The following is a 15427-nucleotide window of genomic DNA, read 5'->3' on the forward strand; positions in this document are numbered from 1 at the left end:
GTCCGAGGCCCCTCTCGGGTGAGCCTCTGACACGCGGCCGTCGACGACACGGCCACGACGACTGCCCCGTCCGCGCCAGCGGGCGGGGCAGTCGCCGTCCCGCGACCCGGCCCGACCCGCGGATCGTGCCCTTGCCGTGATCGCTCTCGGGCCGGAGCCCCGATAGGTTCGGCCCATGGGGGCCAGGCGCGCGTCGACGGTGGCCGTGGCGACGGTCATCGGCTCCGTGCTGCTGGTGACGATGCTGGTGACCTGGGCGTCCTCGGTCGGCCCGGGCGGCGTGCTCCGGGGCGACGGACCGACCGTGCACAGCGTCCCGCTCCCGACCCGGCCCTCGGACACCGCCTCGTCCTCGAGCACGGCCAGCCCCGGCTCCGAGAACGCCGACGCCCCGCGCGGTGGTGACCCGGACCTGCTCCGGGCCCTGGTGGCGATCTTCGAGGCGGCGGTGGCGCTGCTCCTGCTGGCCGGCCTGTTCCAGGTGGCCCGCGGCACGTGGGAGCGGCTGCGCGAGATCCGCCGCCGACCGCCGCCCCCGCCCGAGGTGGCGTTCGACGTGATCGAGACGCCGCGCCGGGTGGCCGAGGCGATCGCCCACGACGCGGAGGACCAGCGGGCGGCACTGCTCGACGGGACACCCCGCAACGCGATCGTCGCCTGCTGGCACCGGTTCGAGGAGCAGGCCGCGGCGGCCGGAGTGGTGCGGGCGGAGTGGGAGACGTCGGCCGAGTTCACGCTGCGGGTCCTCGACATGGTCGACGCCGGCTCCGCCGACGTCGCACGCCTCGGCGGGCTCTACCGCGAGGCCCGCTTCTCCGACCACCCGATGGGGGAGGAGACCCGGTCGGCGGCCCTCGCCGCCCTCGACGCCATCCACGCCCGGCTGCCGACCCGGTCGGGGGCGGGGTCGTGAGCGAGACCGTGGGCGCGGCGGGCCACGTGCGGTGGTGGTGGCGGGCGCTGGGCGCGCTCGCGCTGTACGCCGTCCTCGAGGTCACGCTCACCGTCGTCGACTACGCGCCCGACCCGTTGCGCCTCGCGCTGCTCGTGGGCGTCGGCGTCGCGGCCGCCGGGCTGGCGCGCGACAGCCTGGCCGTCTCCGGACCGGCGACCTGGAGCGCCCAGCCGTCACACTCCGTGCTGCCGACCGGGTCCGACGCCCGGCTGGCCGGCTACGTCCGGATGGTGGAGGACCACCTGACCTCGCCGACGCCGAGCGGCGTGCTGCGCGACCGGCTGGTGGACCTCTCCGACGGGGAGCTGGCCGACGAGCTCGAGGGACCACCCCGGCGTCTGGGCAAGGCGCAGATCGACGACTACCTGAGGAGGATCGAGGAGCGGTGAGGAACGAGAGGGTGGCCGAGGCGTCCCAGCTGGCCGGACGAGTGCTGGACGAGGTCGAGCGAGCCGTGGTCGGCAAGAGGGACGCGCTGACCCTGGTGCTGGCCGCGATCCTGGCCAAGGGGCACGTGCTCCTCGAGGACTTCCCGGGGCTCGGCAAGACCCTCGCGGCCCGGTCGTTCGCCCAGGCACTCGGCCTGGACTTCCGGCGTGCGCAGTTCACCCCGGACCTGTTGCCGGCCGACCTGACCGGGTCCTTCCTCTACGACCAGCGCCGCGGCGAGTTCGAGTTCCGCCGCGGCCCGATCTTCACCGGGCTGCTGCTCGCCGACGAGATCAACCGGACGCCTCCCAAGACCCAGTCGGCGCTGCTCGAGGCGATGCAGGAGCACCAGGTCACCGTCGAGGGCGAGACGTTCCCGCTGCCCGAGCCGTTCTGCGTGCTGGCGACCGCCAACCCCATCGAGTACGAAGGCACCTACCCGCTGCCCGAGGCCCAGCTCGACCGTTTCCTGCTCCGGGTGAGCTTCGGCTACCCCTCGTCCGCCGAGGAGTACGACGTGCTCGCCCGCCGCCTCGAGCGCCAGCGCGAGGAGGTCGTGCTCGACCGGGTCACCGACGCCGCCGGCCTCCTCGAGATCCAGGCCGCCACCGAGACGGTGCAGGTCGACGAGAGCGTCGGCCGCTACTGCGTCGAGCTGGCCTCCGCCACCCGGGTGCACGCCGACGTGCTGACCGGCTCCTCGCCGCGCGGGTCGCTGGCCCTGGTGCTCACCGCGCGGGCCTTCGCGGTGCTGCGGGGCCGTGACTACGTCATCCCCGAGGACGTCAAGGTGGTGGCCCGAGCGGTGCTGGCGCACCGGATCACCGTCCGTCCCGAGCTGTGGATGACCGACGTGAGCGGACGCTCGGTCGTCGACGAGGTGCTGCGCAGCGTGCCGACGCCCTCGACCCTCGAGCACGCCGCACGGGGATGACCGCCTGGCGGATCACCCCGGCGCTGACCCGTGCGGTGGCGCTGGGGGCCGTCGGCCTCGCGTCGGCGGTGCTCTTCGGCGAGCCGACGATCATGGTGCTCACGGCGCCGTTCCTGCTCCTGGGGGCCCTGGGGGTGCTGCACCGGCCCGCCTCGAGCCCCGAGATCCGAGGGACGCTGGACCACACCGTGTTGCACGAGGGCCAGGGCACCCGCTCGCGGCTGGTCGTCGACGACCTGGGCGGGGTCGAGCAGATCACCCGGTTCGCCGCACCGGGCCCGTACCTCGCGCTGCACCCCGGCTCGGGGGCCGTGGGCCGGCTGGTCGGGCCGGACGGCGAGCTGCCCGTGCTGGAGGTGAGTCCTCGTCGTTGGGGGCGCCGCGACCTGGGGGAGGAGAACGCTGCGCTCACCAGCCCCTGGTGCGGCTACCGGTGGGGCCCGGTCGACGTCGGCGTACCCGCCTTGCAGGTGCTCCCCGTGCGGGCGGTGTTCGACTCGCGTGCCGAGGCGCCGCAGCCCCTGGGACTGGTGGGGGCGCACCGCTCGCGCCGCCCCGGCGACGGGTCGGAGTTCGCCGCGATCCGGCCCTTCCACGCGGGGGACCGGCTGCGTCGCATCAACTGGCGGGTCTCCCTGCGCACCGACGCGCTCCACGTGGTCAGCACCCGGGGCGAGGAGGACGCCGCCGTGCTGCTGGTGGTCGACGCGTTCGCCGACCACGGGATCTCGGGCGGCGTGGGGGGCGCGGCCAGCAGCCTGGACGTGACGGTCCGGGCCGCCGCGGCGCTCGCCGAGCACCACGTCCGCCGCGGCGACCGCGTCGCGCTGCGGGTGGTGGGCAGCGGTGGCGAGACGGTGCGGTACGGCGCCGGCGCGCGCCACCTGCGACGGATCCTCGGCCGGCTGGCAAGCCTCCGGGTGGGGGCGCCGCGCGGGCTGCGGGGCGAGCCGCTCCAGCTCGGGGTGACCGCCGGGACCGAGGTGATCGTGCTCTCGCCGATGCTGGCCGAGGCGATGGGGACCCTCGCGGCCACGCTGGTGCAGCGGGGCGTGCCGGTCCTGGTCGTCGACCCGCTCCCGGACCGGGTCACGCCGTCCGTGGTCGAGGGCACCGACCCGCAGGTCGCCGAGCTGGCCTGGCGGATGCGTCTGGTCGAGCGCCGCGAGGTCCTCGACCAGCTCGCCTCGCTCGGCTGCCCGGTGGTCCCCTGGCGCGGCCCCGGCACCCTCGACGCCGTCCTGCACCGGCTGGCCCGCCGGGCCCAGCTGCCCCGGGTGCGTGCGCGATGATCCGCGCCTGGCCCCGGTCCCAGTGGCTGTTGCGGGTGGTCGTCGCCATCGGCCCGCTGGTCGCCCTGCTCGCGACCGCGCCGGCGGGGGCGCCGCCGTACGCCTGGCTCGTGGTGCTCGTCGCGGGGCTGTCCGTCGCGCACGCGCGCTCGCCCGAGTCACCCTTCGGGACCGGTGCGCTGGGCGCGGTGGTGGTGTGGTGGGGGATGGCCGTCCACGACGGCGTGCCCGGGTGGGCACTGGTGGCGGCAGCGGCGCTGCTGGCCTCCCACGTGGCGGCGCTGCTCGCCTCCTACGGCCCCGAGACGATGGCGGTCGACCCCGCCACGGCCCGGCTCTGGCTGCGCCGGGGAGCCGGAGCCTTCCTGCTCTCGCCGCTGGCGCTGGTCCTCGCGGTCGGCCTGCCGCGCCCCGGGACACCCGTCATCTGGGTCGTCGGCATGGCCGTGGCGCTCGCCGCCGCCGCGGTCGCCACGCTGGCCGTGACCAAGGACGCCGGCTGATGGCCCGCATCGACCCCGAGGAGTACGCCGAGCTGGTGCTGTCCTGCGTCGAGCGGGTGCCGCGCGGCCGGGTGACGACGTACGGCGCGGTCGCCGAGGTGGTCGGCGAGCTGCTGGGCGGGGGCGGCCCGCGCCAGGTCGGCTCGGTCATGGCGGCCCACGGCGGACCGGTCCCGTGGTGGCGGGTGGTCAGGGCCGACGGCTCCCTGCCACCCAGCCACCAGGGCGAGGCGCGGCAGCGCTACCTCGAGGAGGGCACGCCGCTGCGCCCGACCGGCAACGTCGACATCAGGCAGGCGTTCTGGCGGCCCGCCCTCGACTGAGCTCGGCCAGCCGGGCCAGCGCCTTCGGGAAGATCTCGGCGGGCGGCGTGACCAGCCCGGCGCCGACCTGGCCCACGCCGGCCTGCCGGCCGGCCATCCCGGTGTTGATCTGGGGCAGGATGCCCGTCCGGCAGACGCGGGTGACGTCGATGCCGCTCGGCACGCCCTGGAACTCCAGCACCGGCACCGACCAGCGGGGGTTCTCGCCCAGCGTGATCTCGTGCATCCGGCGGGTGGTCGCCAGTGCGTCCGGCACCGAGCCGCCGACCAGCCGCACGATCGCCGGCGCGGTCGCCATCGCGAACCCGCCGATGCCGGCGGTCTCGGTGATCGCCGAGTCGCCGATGTCGGGGTTGGCGTCGTCCGGTCCGTAGTCACCGAGGAAGAGCCCGTCGGCGAGCTGGGCCGGCCCGGTGAACCACTCGTCGCCGGTGCCGGCGACCTGGATGCCGAAGTCGGTCCCGTTGCGCGCCATGGCCACCACCATGGTGGAGCCTTCGGTGCCGCGGGCGGCGTCGAGCGCGAGCTTGCAGGCGGGCATCGCGAGGTTGAGGAAGAAGTGGTCGTTGCCGCCGATGAAGCGCAGCACCTCGGCCACGTCGGCCTGGCCGAAGCCGGCGTCCGCGGCGCTCTCGACCATCGCCGGGGCGAGGTCGCGCAGCAGCATCAGGGTGCCGGCCCGGTTGCGGTTGTGGGCCTCGTCGCCCATCTGCAGCATCTGGGTGAGGATGCCGGTCACGTCGACCGGACCGGCCCCGGCCACCGTGGTGCGGACCGACTGCTGCAGCAGCGGGCCGAGCACGTCGCGCATCCAGCGCAGCCGGGTGAGCACGTCGGGGCCGTAGGCGCCGTACCGCAGCACCTTGCCGAGCCCCTCGTTGAGCGAGCAGTGGGTGCGGGCACCGGTCTCGAGGTCCTCGAGCACGAACATCCACATGCTCGGTGTCACCACGCCCGCCATCGGCCCGACGGAGCTGTGGTGGTGGCAGGGCTCGAGGGAGACGTTGCCGCCGTCCTCGAACAGCGCGACCGCGTCCTCGGGGTCCTCGACGAGTCCCTCGAGCGCGGCGCCGCCCATCAAGGCACCGCGCAGCGGCCCCGAGGCGCGGTCCCAGGTGATCGGGGGACCGGCGTGGAGGAACTGGCCGGGCTCGAGGCCGAGGAGCTCGGACGCGGGGGCGACGTCGACCAGGTGGGCGGTCACGCCCAGCATCTTCGCGAGCGCGCGCCGGTTGGCGTCGCGGCGCAGCGGGTCGGCCGCGACGGCGGCGAGGTCGGCGTCGGTGCCCGACATCGGCGGACGCCAGTCGACCCGGCTGACGTCGACCGCCTGGGCGGCCACGGCGTCGGCGAACAGGTCCGCCCCGGCGGACACCACGTGGGTGGGGGTGGTCATCGCTGAAGTCATCGCTGGCCCTTTCCGGTCTGGGGGAGGAGCTCGATCGCACGCCGGGTGGCGGCGGCGTTGGACAGGTGGACCTCGGCGCCGGCGTCCACGAGCGCGCGGACCTGGCGGTCGAGGCCCTGCGGGTCGGCGCCGGTGCCGACCACCGCGACGACCACCGGCTGGGCGACGGCGGCGATCGCCGGAGCCAGCAGGGCGGCGGGGTCTGGCTCCGAGCCGTGGCCCAGCACGACGTCCATGAGGACGACGGCGGTCCGCTCGTCGGCGGCGACGCGGGCCAGGTGGTCCAGGCGCAGCGTCGGGTCGATCATCGGGTGGGCACGCCCGGCGGTGAGGGCGTCGTCACCGAAGTCGACCATCGTGTGGCCGGGGCCGTCGGCGGGGGCGGCCAGGTCCTGGCCGAGCGCGAGGTCGGGGGAGAGCGGAATGTTGCTGTGCACCGGGCCGAGGTCGCCGGCAGCGATCAGCATCGCCTCGTCGCAGAGCGTCCCGCCGACGAACAGGCCGGCCAGAGCGGTGCCGCTCGTGGCGGGGGAGGCGTGGCCCTGCACCGGCCAGGTCGGTACGTCGCGGCCCAGCCGTCGCAGCACCTGCTCGGCGGCCGCGGTGATGTCCGGCCGGCCGGGGCCGAGCAGCGCCAGCTCCACGGGCGTGCCCAGGGAGTCGGCGTGCTCGCGGACCTCGAGGGCGACCTCCTCGGCCGGGGGCTTGGACACCACCACGACGAGCTCGACCGCCGGGTCGGCGTCGAGCCGGCGCATCGCCTCCCGGGTCGAGAGGCCCCGCACGTCGGCGGACAGGTCGCGGCCGCCGACGCCGAGCGCGGAGGTCACCCCGACGCCTGCGTGGTCGAGGAGCGCGAGCAGCTGCTGGCAGCCGGTGCCGGAGGCGGCGACGATGCCCACCGGACCGGGCGCCACCGTGTTGGCGAAGCCGAGGCCGAGGCCGCCGACCACGGCGGTGCCGCAGTCGGGACCCATCACCAGCAGGCCACGCTCGGTGGCGGTGCGCTTGAGGGTCAGCTCCTGGTCCAGCGGCACGTTGTCGCTGAAGATCATCACGTCCCGGTCCGCGTCGAGCGCGTCCATCGCCTCGACGAACGCGTTGGCGCCGGGCACCGAGACCAGCGTGACCGCGTCGGGGGAGCGGGTCAGCGCCGCGGCGGTCGTGCGCGGCGGGGCCACCTCGCTGGGGCCGCTGTCGCGGCGGCTCGCCTCGCGCAGCGCGAGGTCGACCCCGGCGAGCGCTCGCTCGAGCGCGTCCGGCTCGTCGAGACGCAGCGCGACGACCATGTCGTTCGGGCCGGCGCCGGCCGGCACCTCGAAGCCCATCTGGGTGAGGACGTCGACGTTGAGCGGGGTGGCCATGGCCACCTGGGCGGCGGCGACACCGTCGACGCCCTGCACCGTGCGGCTCACCTGCAGCAGCGTCACCGAGTCGGCGTAGGCGCCGGCTCGCAGCTCGACGTGGGTCAGGTCGGTCATGCAGCGACTCCGTTCGTGTGGTGGAGCTCGGCCAGGGCCAGGAGGGCGCCGTACAGGAGTCCGGCGCCGGAGGTGTGCCCGACCGCGGCGAGGGCCGCGGCCCGGTGGGCAACGTCGGGGGTGCCGAGCGCGGCGACGTACGCCGCGAACTCGGGGACGACCTCGCCGTGCAGCGCGCAGTCGAGCAGCGTCGCGGAGAGCAGCGTGGTGCGGGGGAGCAGGGATCGGACGGCGGCGTCCACGACGAGGGTGGCGCGCCCGGCGGCGCGGTGCAGCGCGAGCCAGCCGCACAGCACGTCGTCGCCGAGCGGGGTCAGGCCGTCGCCGCGGCCCAGGAGCCGGGCGACGTCGGCGGGGTCGAGGGCCCGGGCCGGGCTGCGCACCAGTCCCACGGACTCGACGAACTCGACCACGGCGGCCGGCGGGGAGATGGGGGCGGCCTGGTCTGACTCGCTGTCCCGGGCCGCGCGCCGGCGCACCTCCGCGAGGTCGAACCGGGGGACCTGCGTGCCCACGACCCGACCCACGGTCACCGGCCTGGCGTCGACGTGGAGGACCCCGCCCCGGACGTGTGCCGAGCCGCCCTCGAGCGTGGCGAGGTCGTCGGTGCCCAGCCGCAGCGCGCACGGGACCTGGGTGGCGGCGCTCCCGACGACCCCCAAGCACCAGCCGTCGAGGTCGAGGTAGACCGCGTGGCGCCCCCGGTGGAGCACGCTGCGCGGACCGTCCGGCGCCTGGCGCAGCCGCTCCAGCACACGGGGCGGGGCGCTGGCCGCGACGGAGCCTGAGGTCACGTCGAACGACGCTAGTCGTCCCGGTTACCGTTTGCCGATGTGAGGTTGTGCCAACGATCCGGCAAGGGGAGCGCAAACGTTGATAACCACCGGTGAGCAGTCAGGCGGGGTCGGGTCGGGACAGGACCGCGCGGCGGCGGCCCTGGCGCGCGTGGACGCGCTGCACACCGGGCTGACCCAGATCGTGCTGGAGGGTGGCAACCTCGACGGGATCGCGGCCGAGGTCGCCCGCGTCCTCGGCGTGGGCGTGCTGTTCAGCTCCAGCGACGGTCGCGAGCGGTCCGCGGCGCTGGAGCCCGCGGACCGGGAGGCCTTGCAGCGCCACGGCCTGCTCGACCCCACCGGCCGGGTCCGGATCGAGCGGATCGGCGAGACCGCACCGGTCGGCGGGGGCGAGGTCCGGGGCCTGCGGGTGGCGGCGGGCGGCGTCGACCTCGCCCGCCTGGTCTGCCTGCGCGCCGACGGGCCGATCTCCTCCGACGACGTGCACGCCCTCGAACGGGCGGCCGCGGTCGCTGCGCTGCTGATCACCCGCGAGGAGGCGGTCACCGCCGTCGAGAACAAGTACCAGGGCGACTTCCTGCGCGACCTGCTGCTGCGCCGCACCAACGACACCGAGGCGGTCGCCGAGCACGCCGACACCTTCGGCTGGGACCTGCGCCGCCCCGTCGTCGTGGTGGCCGCCGAGATCGACCCGGTCGCCCCCGAGGAGCCCGCGCCGTCGCGCGAGCAGCGGCGCCAGTGGCAGGAGCGCTTCTCGGCCGCGTGGCGCCAGGTGAGCCGGACCCTGGACCCGGGGATCCCGAGCGTGGACTTCTCCTCGGAGGTGGTCACGCTGCTGCCCCTCGCCGACGGGGACGTCGAGCCGGTCGCCGGCCACGGCGTCGTACGACGTGTGGTCACCGCGGTCTCCGGCGACAAGGGCGGCGGTCGGCGGCCGTTCTCGGTGGGGGTCAGCCGGGTGGCGCACACGCTCGACGAGCTGCCCGAGGCCTACGCCCAGGCCCGCCGGGCCGTGGAGGTCGGCCGCAGGGTCTCCGGGGGAGGGTCGACGACGTTCTTCGACCAGCTCGGCCTGCACCGGCTGATCGCGCTGGTGCCCGACACCGCCGAGCTGCGCTCCTTCACGCGCGACGTGCTCGGTCCGCTGTCCGAGGGCACGACCGAGGCCGCGGACCTGCGGGAGACGCTGCAGGTGCTGCTGGACACCAACTTCAACGTGGCCGAGGCGGCCCGCCTGCAGTTCTTCCACTACAACACGATGCGCTACCGGGTCTCGAAGCTCGAGCGGCTGCTGGGTCCGCTCTCCACCGATCCGCACCTGAGGCTCGACGTCGCCGTGGCGCTGCGGGTCCTGGAGATCACGGGCTGATCACGTCCCGGTGACGGACCCCGGGAGGGTGGCTCGCCGACAACAGGTGCCAGCAGGAGCGGTGTTCCTTCGGCATCTGTCGCCATCGTGGGTGTGTCATGTAGATCACTAACTTGTTGCTTCTCGGGGCCGTCACTCAGCGAAAGGGTCCTCCCAACATGTCGATGTTCAAGTGGGATGTCATCAATCCCGCACCGGGCGAGGCCGTCGGCCCACGCCAGCGCCTGCCGTGGGGCAAGACCCTCGGTCTCGGCGCCCAGCACGTCGTTGCGATGTTCGGCGCCACGTTCGTCTTCCCGATCGTCATGGGGCTCGACCCCAACCTGGCGATCATGTTCTCCGGCATCTGCACGATCCTGTTCCTGCTGATCTGCTCCAACCGGGTGCCGAGCTACCTCGGCACCAGCGCCTCGTTCGTCGCCGGTGTGGCGGCGATCCGTGCCCAGGGCGGCGACTCCGCCCAGGTCACCGGCGCGATCATGGTCGCCGGCCTCGTGCTGCTCGCGATCGGCGTGCTGGTGCACTTCGCCGGCTCCGGGATGATCCACAAGATCCTCCCGCCGGCCGTCACCGGCGCGGTCGTCATGCTCATCGGCTTCAACCTCGCCCCCGTGGTCGCGGGCATCTACTGGCCCCAGGACCAGTGGGTCGCGCTGGCCACGGCGACGTTCATGACCTGTGCGGCGGTGCTCTTTCCCGGCTTCTGGTCGCGGATCGCAGTGCTGCTCGCGCTGGTCTTCGGCTACGTGGTGTCGTGGATCTTCGACGCTGTCTTCGGCCAGATCCACTCCATCACCGGCGCGAGCCAGGGCAAGGAGATCGACCACGACCGGGTCAGCTGGGCGCTGGTCAAGGGCGCCGACTGGATCGGCTTCCCCAGCGGCAGCCTTCCTGACGGTGTCTCGGTCGTGCACGCGCCGAGCTTCTCGCTCACCTTCATCCTGCTGGTGCTGCCGGGTGTCATCGCGCTGGTTGCGGAGAACACCGGCCACGTCAAGGCCGTGGCGGAGATGACCGGCGACGACCTCGACCCCTACATGGGCAAGGCCATCGCCGCCGACGGCTTCGGCACCGCGCTGGCCAGCCTGTTCGGCGGCTCGCCGACCACGACGTACGCCGAGAACATCGGCGTCATGGGGGCCACCCGGGTCTACTCGACGGCGGCGTACTACGTGGCCGCGGTCGTGGCCATCCTGCTCGGCCTGTGCCCGAAGTTCGGAGCCATCGTCAGCGCCACCCCGGGCGGGGTCCTGGGCGGCATCACCGTCGTCCTCTACGGGATGATCGGCCTCGTGGGCGCCAAGATCTGGGTGGAGAACGGTGTCGACTTCGGCAACCCCGTGAACATGGTCGGCCTCGCCGGCGGTCTCATCGCCGGTATCGGCGGGGTCACGCTGCAGTTCAGCGACAACTTCTCGCTGAGCGGCATCGCCCTGGGCACGATCATGGTGATCGTCTACTTCCACCTCGTGAACCGTGGTCACCACACCGGTCCCACGCACCGGGGTGCCGACGAGGTCACGCGCGCGCTGTGAAGCCGGCACCGTTCGACTACCGCCGCCCGGGGTCGCTGCCGGAGGCCCTCGAGGCCCTGGCCGGCGAGCCGAACGCCAAGGTGCTGGCCGGAGGCCAGAGCCTGGTCCCGTTGCTGTCGATGCGGCTGGCGGCGCCGTCGCTGCTCGTCGACATCAACGGGCTCCCGGGCCTGGCCGACATCCGGGTGTCGGACGAGGGCGTGCGCGTGGGCGCCCTCGCCCGGCACGCCGACGTGCTCGCCTCCGTCGAGGCCCGCCGGGTCCAGCCGCTGCTGGCGATGGCTCTCGAGCACGTCGCCCACGCGACCATCCGCAACCGCGGGACCACCGTCGGCTCGATCGTGCACGCCGACGCGGCGGCCGAGATGCCGGTGGTCCTGAGCCTGCTCGGCGGCTCGGTCGACGTCGAGTCGACCGCCGGCCGCCGCACGATCGCGGCCGAGGACCTCTACCTCGGCCCGCTCGAGTCGGCCCTGCACCACGACGAGATCGCGGTGTCCGCCTTCTTCCCGGCGCTCCCGGCCGGGGCCGGTGTCGCCTTCGAGGAGATCGCCCGCCGGCACGGCGACTACGCCCTCGCCGGCGTGGCCGCCCTCGTCGACGGCGACTCGGTGCGCTGCGGCTTCGTGTCCGTCGCCGACGTCCCCACCGTGGTGGACCTCAGCGGCGTGCCGCTCGACCAGGTGGCCGAGGCCGCGCTGGCGCACCTCGAGCCCGCCGACGACATCCACGCGACCGCGGCGTACCGCGCCCAGCTGGTCCGCGTGCTGACCGAACGGGTCGTCCGTGCGGCCCACGACGACGCGAAGGAACGCCGATGACCGAACAGCTGCACGACGTCCGCCTCACCGTGAACGGGGTGGCCCACGACGTCGAGGTGCCGGCCCGGCGGCTGCTGTCCGACGCGCTGCGCCACGACCTCGGCCTGACCGGCACCCACGTCGGCTGCGAGCACGGCGTCTGCGGCGCCTGCACGGTCCTCGTCGACGGCCGGCCGATGCGCTCCTGCCTGATGTTCGCGGTCTCCGCCGTGGACGCCGAGATCACCACGGTCGAGGGGCTCACCAACGACGACGGCTCGCTCGGTCCGGTGCAGCAGGCGTTCGCGGAGTGCCACGGCCTGCAGTGCGGCTTCTGCACGCCCGGTTTCCTGACGACGATCACCGCCGGGCTGGAGGAGAACCCCACGCCCACCCGCGAGCAGTGCCGCGACATGATCGCCGGCAACCTGTGCCGCTGCACCGGCTACCAGAACATCGTGAAGGCGGTCGAGCGCGCCGCCGAGCTGATCGAGGAGCGCGCATGACCACGAAGCTGATGGGCACGCCCGTCCAGCGGGTGGAGGACCAGCGCTTCCTGCGCGGCCTGGGCCGGTACGTCGACGACGTGGCCGTCTCGCCGGGCACCCTGCACGCCGCCGTGCTGCGCAGCCCGCACGCCCACGCCCGGATCACCGACATCGACGTCGACGAGGTGCTCGACCTCGACGGGGTGCATGCGGTCTGGACCCACGACGACCTCACCGGCCCGATGGCCGAGCCGCTGCCGCTGCTGATCCCGCACCCGGCGCTCACCCACGGCCGCACGCAGTACGCCCTGGCCAGGGACGAGGTGAACTACGTCGGCGAGGCGATCGCCTTCGTGGTCGCCGACGACCGATACGTCGCCGAGGACGCGGTGTCGCGGATCAAGGTCTCCTACGAGTTCCTGCCGGCAGTCGTCGGCATCGACAGGGCCCGCGCGGCCACGCACCTGGTCCACGAGGACGTGCCGGGCAACGTCGGCGCCCGCCTCGAGCAGAACGTCGGTGACGCACCGGCCGCGATCGCGAAGGCCCCGCACCGTCTCGAGCTCGACCTCACCATCGAGCGCAGCGCCTGCATGCCGATGGAGGGCCGCGGCACCGTCGCCCGCTGGGACGCCGACATCAACCGGATGCAGGTGTGGACCTCGACCCAGACCTCGACCGGCGTCCGCGCCGCGGTGGCGGTCAAGCTCGGGCTCGACCTGGGCCAGGTCGACGTGATCACCCCCGACGTGGGCGGTGGCTTCGGCGTGAAGATCAACCACCCCTGGCCCGAGGAGCTGCTGGTGCCGATGGCGGCCCGCGCCCTCGGCCGCACCGTGAAGTTCACCGAGGACCGCCGGGAGCACTTCATCTCCTCCGCGCACGAGCGCGGCCAGGTCCACCACGTGTCGGTCGGGTTCGACGACGAGGGCCGCCTGCTCGGGCTGGACGTCGAGTTCTGGCACGACCACGGCGCCTACTCGCCGTACGGCCTGATCGTCCCGATCATCACCTCGACCCAGCTGCTCGGCCCCTACAAGCCGCAGAACTACCGGGTCGTCTTCGAGTCGCTCTACACCAACACCGTGATGGTCACGCCCTATCGCGGCGCCGGGCGGCCGCAGGGCTGCTACGTCATGGAGCGGACCATGGACGCGATCGCGGCGTACCTCGGCAAGGACCGCACCGAGGTACGCGCGGCCAACTTCATCCAGCCCGACGAGTTCCCCTACGACCAGGGCCTGGTCTTCCAGGACGGCCGCGAGCTCGAGTACGACTCCGGCGACTACCCGGCGTCGCTGGAGAAGCTCAAGGAGCTGATCGGGTGGGACGACTTCCCGACGTTCCAGAAGTCCATGGCCGCCGCCGGCCGCAAGGTCGGCATCGGGCTGGCCTGCTACGTCGAGGGCACCGGCGTCGGCCCCTACGAGGGCGCCCACGTCCACATCGAGACCTCCGGCAAGGTCAAGGTCGCGACCGGCCTGACCACCCAGGGCCAGGGCCACGCCACCGTCTTCGCCCAGCTCGTCGCTGACGAGCTCGGGGTGAGGTTCGAGGACGTCGAGGTGGTCACCGGTGACACCCGGCGGATGCCGTACGCCGTCGGCACGTTCGCCTCCCGCGCCGCGGTGATGAGCGGCTCGGCGATCCACCTCGCGGCCAAGCGGGCCAAGGAGAAGGTCCTCAAGATCGCCGCCGACGCGCTCGAGGCGGACGAGTCCGACCTGCAGATCGTCGACGGCGTCGTCTCGGTCAAGGGCTCGCCCGGCACCGCGATCGACCTCGGCACCGTGTCGGTGCTGTCCAACCCGCTGCGCTACGCCTTCGACGAGGCGTCGAAGGCCGCCACCCAGTTCTCGGTCGGCGACCCCGGCAAGCCGCCGGTCGCCGAGGACGAGGAGCCGGGCCTGGAGGGCAAGGACTTCTACTCGCCCGAGCGCGCGACCTTCGCCTCCGGCATGCACGCCGCGATCGTCGAGACCGATCCGCTGACCGCCGAGATCCGGATCCTCAAGTACGCCGTCGTCCACGACTGCGGCCACCTGATCAACCCCATGATCGTCGAGGGCCAGATCCACGGCGGCGTCGCGCAGGGCATCGGCGGCGCGCTCTACGAGCGGATGGCGTACGACGAGTCCGGCCAGCTGCTCAACGCCTCGTTCATGGACTTCCTGATGCCCTACGTCACCGAGGTGCCGAACTCGATCGAGATCGACCACCTCGAGACGCCGTCGCCACTCAACCCGCTCGGCATCAAGGGCGCGGGCGAGGCCGGGGTCATCCCGACCTCCGCCGTCTTCGCCTCCGCGATCGAGGACGCCGAGGGCTTCCCGATCACCGCCATGCCCATCTCGCCGTCCGAGCTCTTCGAGCTCCGCTCACGGTCACAGCACGCGTCCGGTGGTTGAGGTGCGAAGGCGCCCCGCGCCTGAGCCTCGAAACCCCGGAACCCCCAAGGAGACCCCATGAAGTTCACCGGAGACGCCACCCTCAACGCCCCCGTCGACCAGGTCTGGGCGGCGCTGCTCGACCCGTCGGTGCTGGTGCGCACCATCCCCGGTTGCGAGCGCCTCGAGGCGACCGGCGAGAACGCCTACGCGATGACCGTGACCGCCGGCGTCGCGGCGATCAAGGGCACCTACGCCGGCTCGTGCGAGCTGTCCGACCTCGAGCCGCACTCCTCGCTGGTGATGAAGCTCCAGGGCGCCGGTGCCCCGGGCACCATCGGGGCGGACGTCAACGTCGGCTTCCGCGACGGCGGCGACGGCACCACCACCATCACCTACGACGCCGACGCGGTCGTGGGTGGCATGGTCGGCGGCGTCGGCCAGCGGATGCTGACCAGCGTCTCGCGCCGGATGGCGGGGGAGTTCTTCGGCAACGTCGACGCCGTGCTCACCGGCGCCGCCCCGGCCCCGGCGCCCGTCGGCGTCGCCGAGGCGGCCGCCGCCGTCGGCGCTCCCGTCGAGGCCCAGCCGGGCGTCTTCGTCGCACCCCCGAAGCCGACCGCCCTCGGCAACCAGGACGACTTCCTCAAGGGCATCCTGGTCGGCGCCGGGCTGGTGCTGGCCGGCGTCGTGGTCGGCGGGATCTTCGGACGGCGGCGGTGATGG

General features: G+C 73.7%; 15 protein-coding genes. 12 read left to right on the forward strand and 3 right to left on the reverse strand.

Annotated elements, in window-relative coordinates; translation table 11 throughout:
- Positions 1–175: 175 nt before the first annotated feature.
- The 6 genes from ACZ43H_RS02300 to ACZ43H_RS02325 are packed head-to-tail and all read left to right on the forward strand — an operon-like array spanning position 176 to position 4436.
- On the forward strand, positions 176–913 hold the full coding sequence (locus ACZ43H_RS02300; protein WP_464587425.1) for a DUF4129 domain-containing protein: 738 nt from the start codon (positions 176–178) through the stop codon (positions 911–913).
- On the forward strand, positions 910–1344 hold the full coding sequence (locus ACZ43H_RS02305) for a hypothetical protein (RefSeq protein WP_464587426.1): 435 nt from the start codon (positions 910–912) through the stop codon (positions 1342–1344). The genes ACZ43H_RS02300 and ACZ43H_RS02305 overlap by 4 nt, the downstream gene beginning before the upstream one ends.
- Positions 1341–2318 (forward strand): AAA family ATPase, encoded by a 978-nt coding sequence (locus ACZ43H_RS02310; RefSeq protein ID WP_464587428.1) that lies wholly within the window; start codon positions 1341–1343, stop codon positions 2316–2318. Before ACZ43H_RS02305 ends, ACZ43H_RS02310 begins: the two co-directional genes overlap by 4 nt.
- Entirely contained in the window at positions 2315–3610 is a 1296-nt protein-coding gene (locus ACZ43H_RS02315) for a DUF58 domain-containing protein (protein WP_464587430.1), read from the forward strand. Before ACZ43H_RS02310 ends, ACZ43H_RS02315 begins: the two co-directional genes overlap by 4 nt.
- Positions 3607–4113, forward strand: coding sequence for a hypothetical protein (locus ACZ43H_RS02320; RefSeq protein WP_464587431.1), 507 nt, complete (start codon positions 3607–3609; stop codon positions 4111–4113). Before ACZ43H_RS02315 ends, ACZ43H_RS02320 begins: the two co-directional genes overlap by 4 nt.
- Complete coding sequence (locus ACZ43H_RS02325; RefSeq protein ID WP_464587433.1) at positions 4113–4436, forward strand: MGMT family protein; 324 nt, start codon at positions 4113–4115, stop codon at positions 4434–4436. The genes ACZ43H_RS02320 and ACZ43H_RS02325 overlap by 1 nt, the downstream gene beginning before the upstream one ends.
- On the opposite strand, the gene ACZ43H_RS02330 is transcribed toward ACZ43H_RS02325, so the two are convergent.
- From ACZ43H_RS02330 to ACZ43H_RS02340, 3 genes are read right to left on the reverse strand one after another with little or no spacing between them, the layout of a single operon-like run.
- Entirely contained in the window at positions 4402–5832 is a 1431-nt protein-coding gene (locus ACZ43H_RS02330; protein ID WP_464587434.1) for a YlbE family protein, read from the reverse strand. The genes ACZ43H_RS02325 and ACZ43H_RS02330 overlap by 35 nt on opposite strands.
- Positions 5833–5840: 8 nt before the next feature.
- Positions 5841–7325, reverse strand: a complete 1485-nt coding sequence (locus tag ACZ43H_RS02335; protein ID WP_464587436.1) for an FdrA family protein — start codon at positions 7323–7325, stop codon at positions 5841–5843.
- The gene (locus tag ACZ43H_RS02340; protein WP_464587438.1) at positions 7322–8119 is read right to left on the reverse strand and encodes an oxamate carbamoyltransferase subunit AllH family protein; all 798 of its coding nucleotides are present in this window, start codon (positions 8117–8119) and stop codon (positions 7322–7324) included. Before ACZ43H_RS02340 ends, ACZ43H_RS02335 begins: the two co-directional genes overlap by 4 nt.
- Positions 8120–8198: 79 nt before the next feature.
- Between ACZ43H_RS02340 and ACZ43H_RS02345 the strand changes: the two genes are divergently transcribed.
- From ACZ43H_RS02345 to ACZ43H_RS02370, 6 genes are all read left to right on the forward strand, one after another.
- On the forward strand, positions 8199–9491 hold the full coding sequence (locus ACZ43H_RS02345) for a PucR family transcriptional regulator (RefSeq protein ID WP_464587440.1): 1293 nt from the start codon (positions 8199–8201) through the stop codon (positions 9489–9491).
- A gap of 158 nt (positions 9492–9649) precedes the next feature.
- Positions 9650–11026: a uracil-xanthine permease family protein gene (locus ACZ43H_RS02350; RefSeq protein ID WP_464587442.1), complete on the forward strand. Its 1377-nt coding sequence runs from the start codon at positions 9650–9652 to the stop codon at positions 11024–11026.
- Complete coding sequence (locus ACZ43H_RS02355) at positions 11023–11847, forward strand: FAD binding domain-containing protein (protein WP_464587444.1); 825 nt, start codon at positions 11023–11025, stop codon at positions 11845–11847. Before ACZ43H_RS02350 ends, ACZ43H_RS02355 begins: the two co-directional genes overlap by 4 nt.
- Positions 11844–12332: a (2Fe-2S)-binding protein gene (locus ACZ43H_RS02360; protein ID WP_464587446.1), complete on the forward strand. Its 489-nt coding sequence runs from the start codon at positions 11844–11846 to the stop codon at positions 12330–12332. Before ACZ43H_RS02355 ends, ACZ43H_RS02360 begins: the two co-directional genes overlap by 4 nt.
- Complete coding sequence (gene cutA / locus ACZ43H_RS02365; protein ID WP_464587447.1) at positions 12329–14722, forward strand: aerobic carbon-monoxide dehydrogenase large subunit; 2394 nt, start codon at positions 12329–12331, stop codon at positions 14720–14722. Before ACZ43H_RS02360 ends, cutA begins: the two co-directional genes overlap by 4 nt.
- A 57-nt stretch (positions 14723–14779) precedes the next feature.
- Complete coding sequence (locus ACZ43H_RS02370; RefSeq protein ID WP_464587449.1) at positions 14780–15424, forward strand: SRPBCC family protein; 645 nt, start codon at positions 14780–14782, stop codon at positions 15422–15424.
- Positions 15425–15427: the final 3 nt, after the last annotated feature.

It is taken from the genome of Nocardioides sp. DN36 (genome assembly GCF_055380375.1).

Coding starts and splice junctions, on each gene's coding strand:
- ACZ43H_RS02320 (WP_464587431.1), top strand. CDS start 3,607: ATGATCCGCGCCTGGCCCCGGTCCCAGTGGCTGTTGCGGGTGGTCGTC.
- ACZ43H_RS02300 (WP_464587425.1), top strand. CDS start 176: ATGGGGGCCAGGCGCGCGTCGACGGTGGCCGTGGCGACGGTCATCGGC.
- ACZ43H_RS02360 (WP_464587446.1), top strand. CDS start 11,844: ATGACCGAACAGCTGCACGACGTCCGCCTCACCGTGAACGGGGTGGCC.
- ACZ43H_RS02325 (WP_464587433.1), top strand. CDS start 4,113: ATGGCCCGCATCGACCCCGAGGAGTACGCCGAGCTGGTGCTGTCCTGC.
- ACZ43H_RS02315 (WP_464587430.1), top strand. CDS start 2,315: ATGACCGCCTGGCGGATCACCCCGGCGCTGACCCGTGCGGTGGCGCTG.
- ACZ43H_RS02335 (WP_464587436.1), bottom strand. CDS start 7,325: ATGACCGACCTGACCCACGTCGAGCTGCGAGCCGGCGCCTACGCCGAC.
- ACZ43H_RS02350 (WP_464587442.1), top strand. CDS start 9,650: ATGTCGATGTTCAAGTGGGATGTCATCAATCCCGCACCGGGCGAGGCC.
- cutA (WP_464587447.1), top strand. CDS start 12,329: ATGACCACGAAGCTGATGGGCACGCCCGTCCAGCGGGTGGAGGACCAG.
- ACZ43H_RS02370 (WP_464587449.1), top strand. CDS start 14,780: ATGAAGTTCACCGGAGACGCCACCCTCAACGCCCCCGTCGACCAGGTC.
- ACZ43H_RS02330 (WP_464587434.1), bottom strand. CDS start 5,832: ATGACCACCCCCACCCACGTGGTGTCCGCCGGGGCGGACCTGTTCGCC.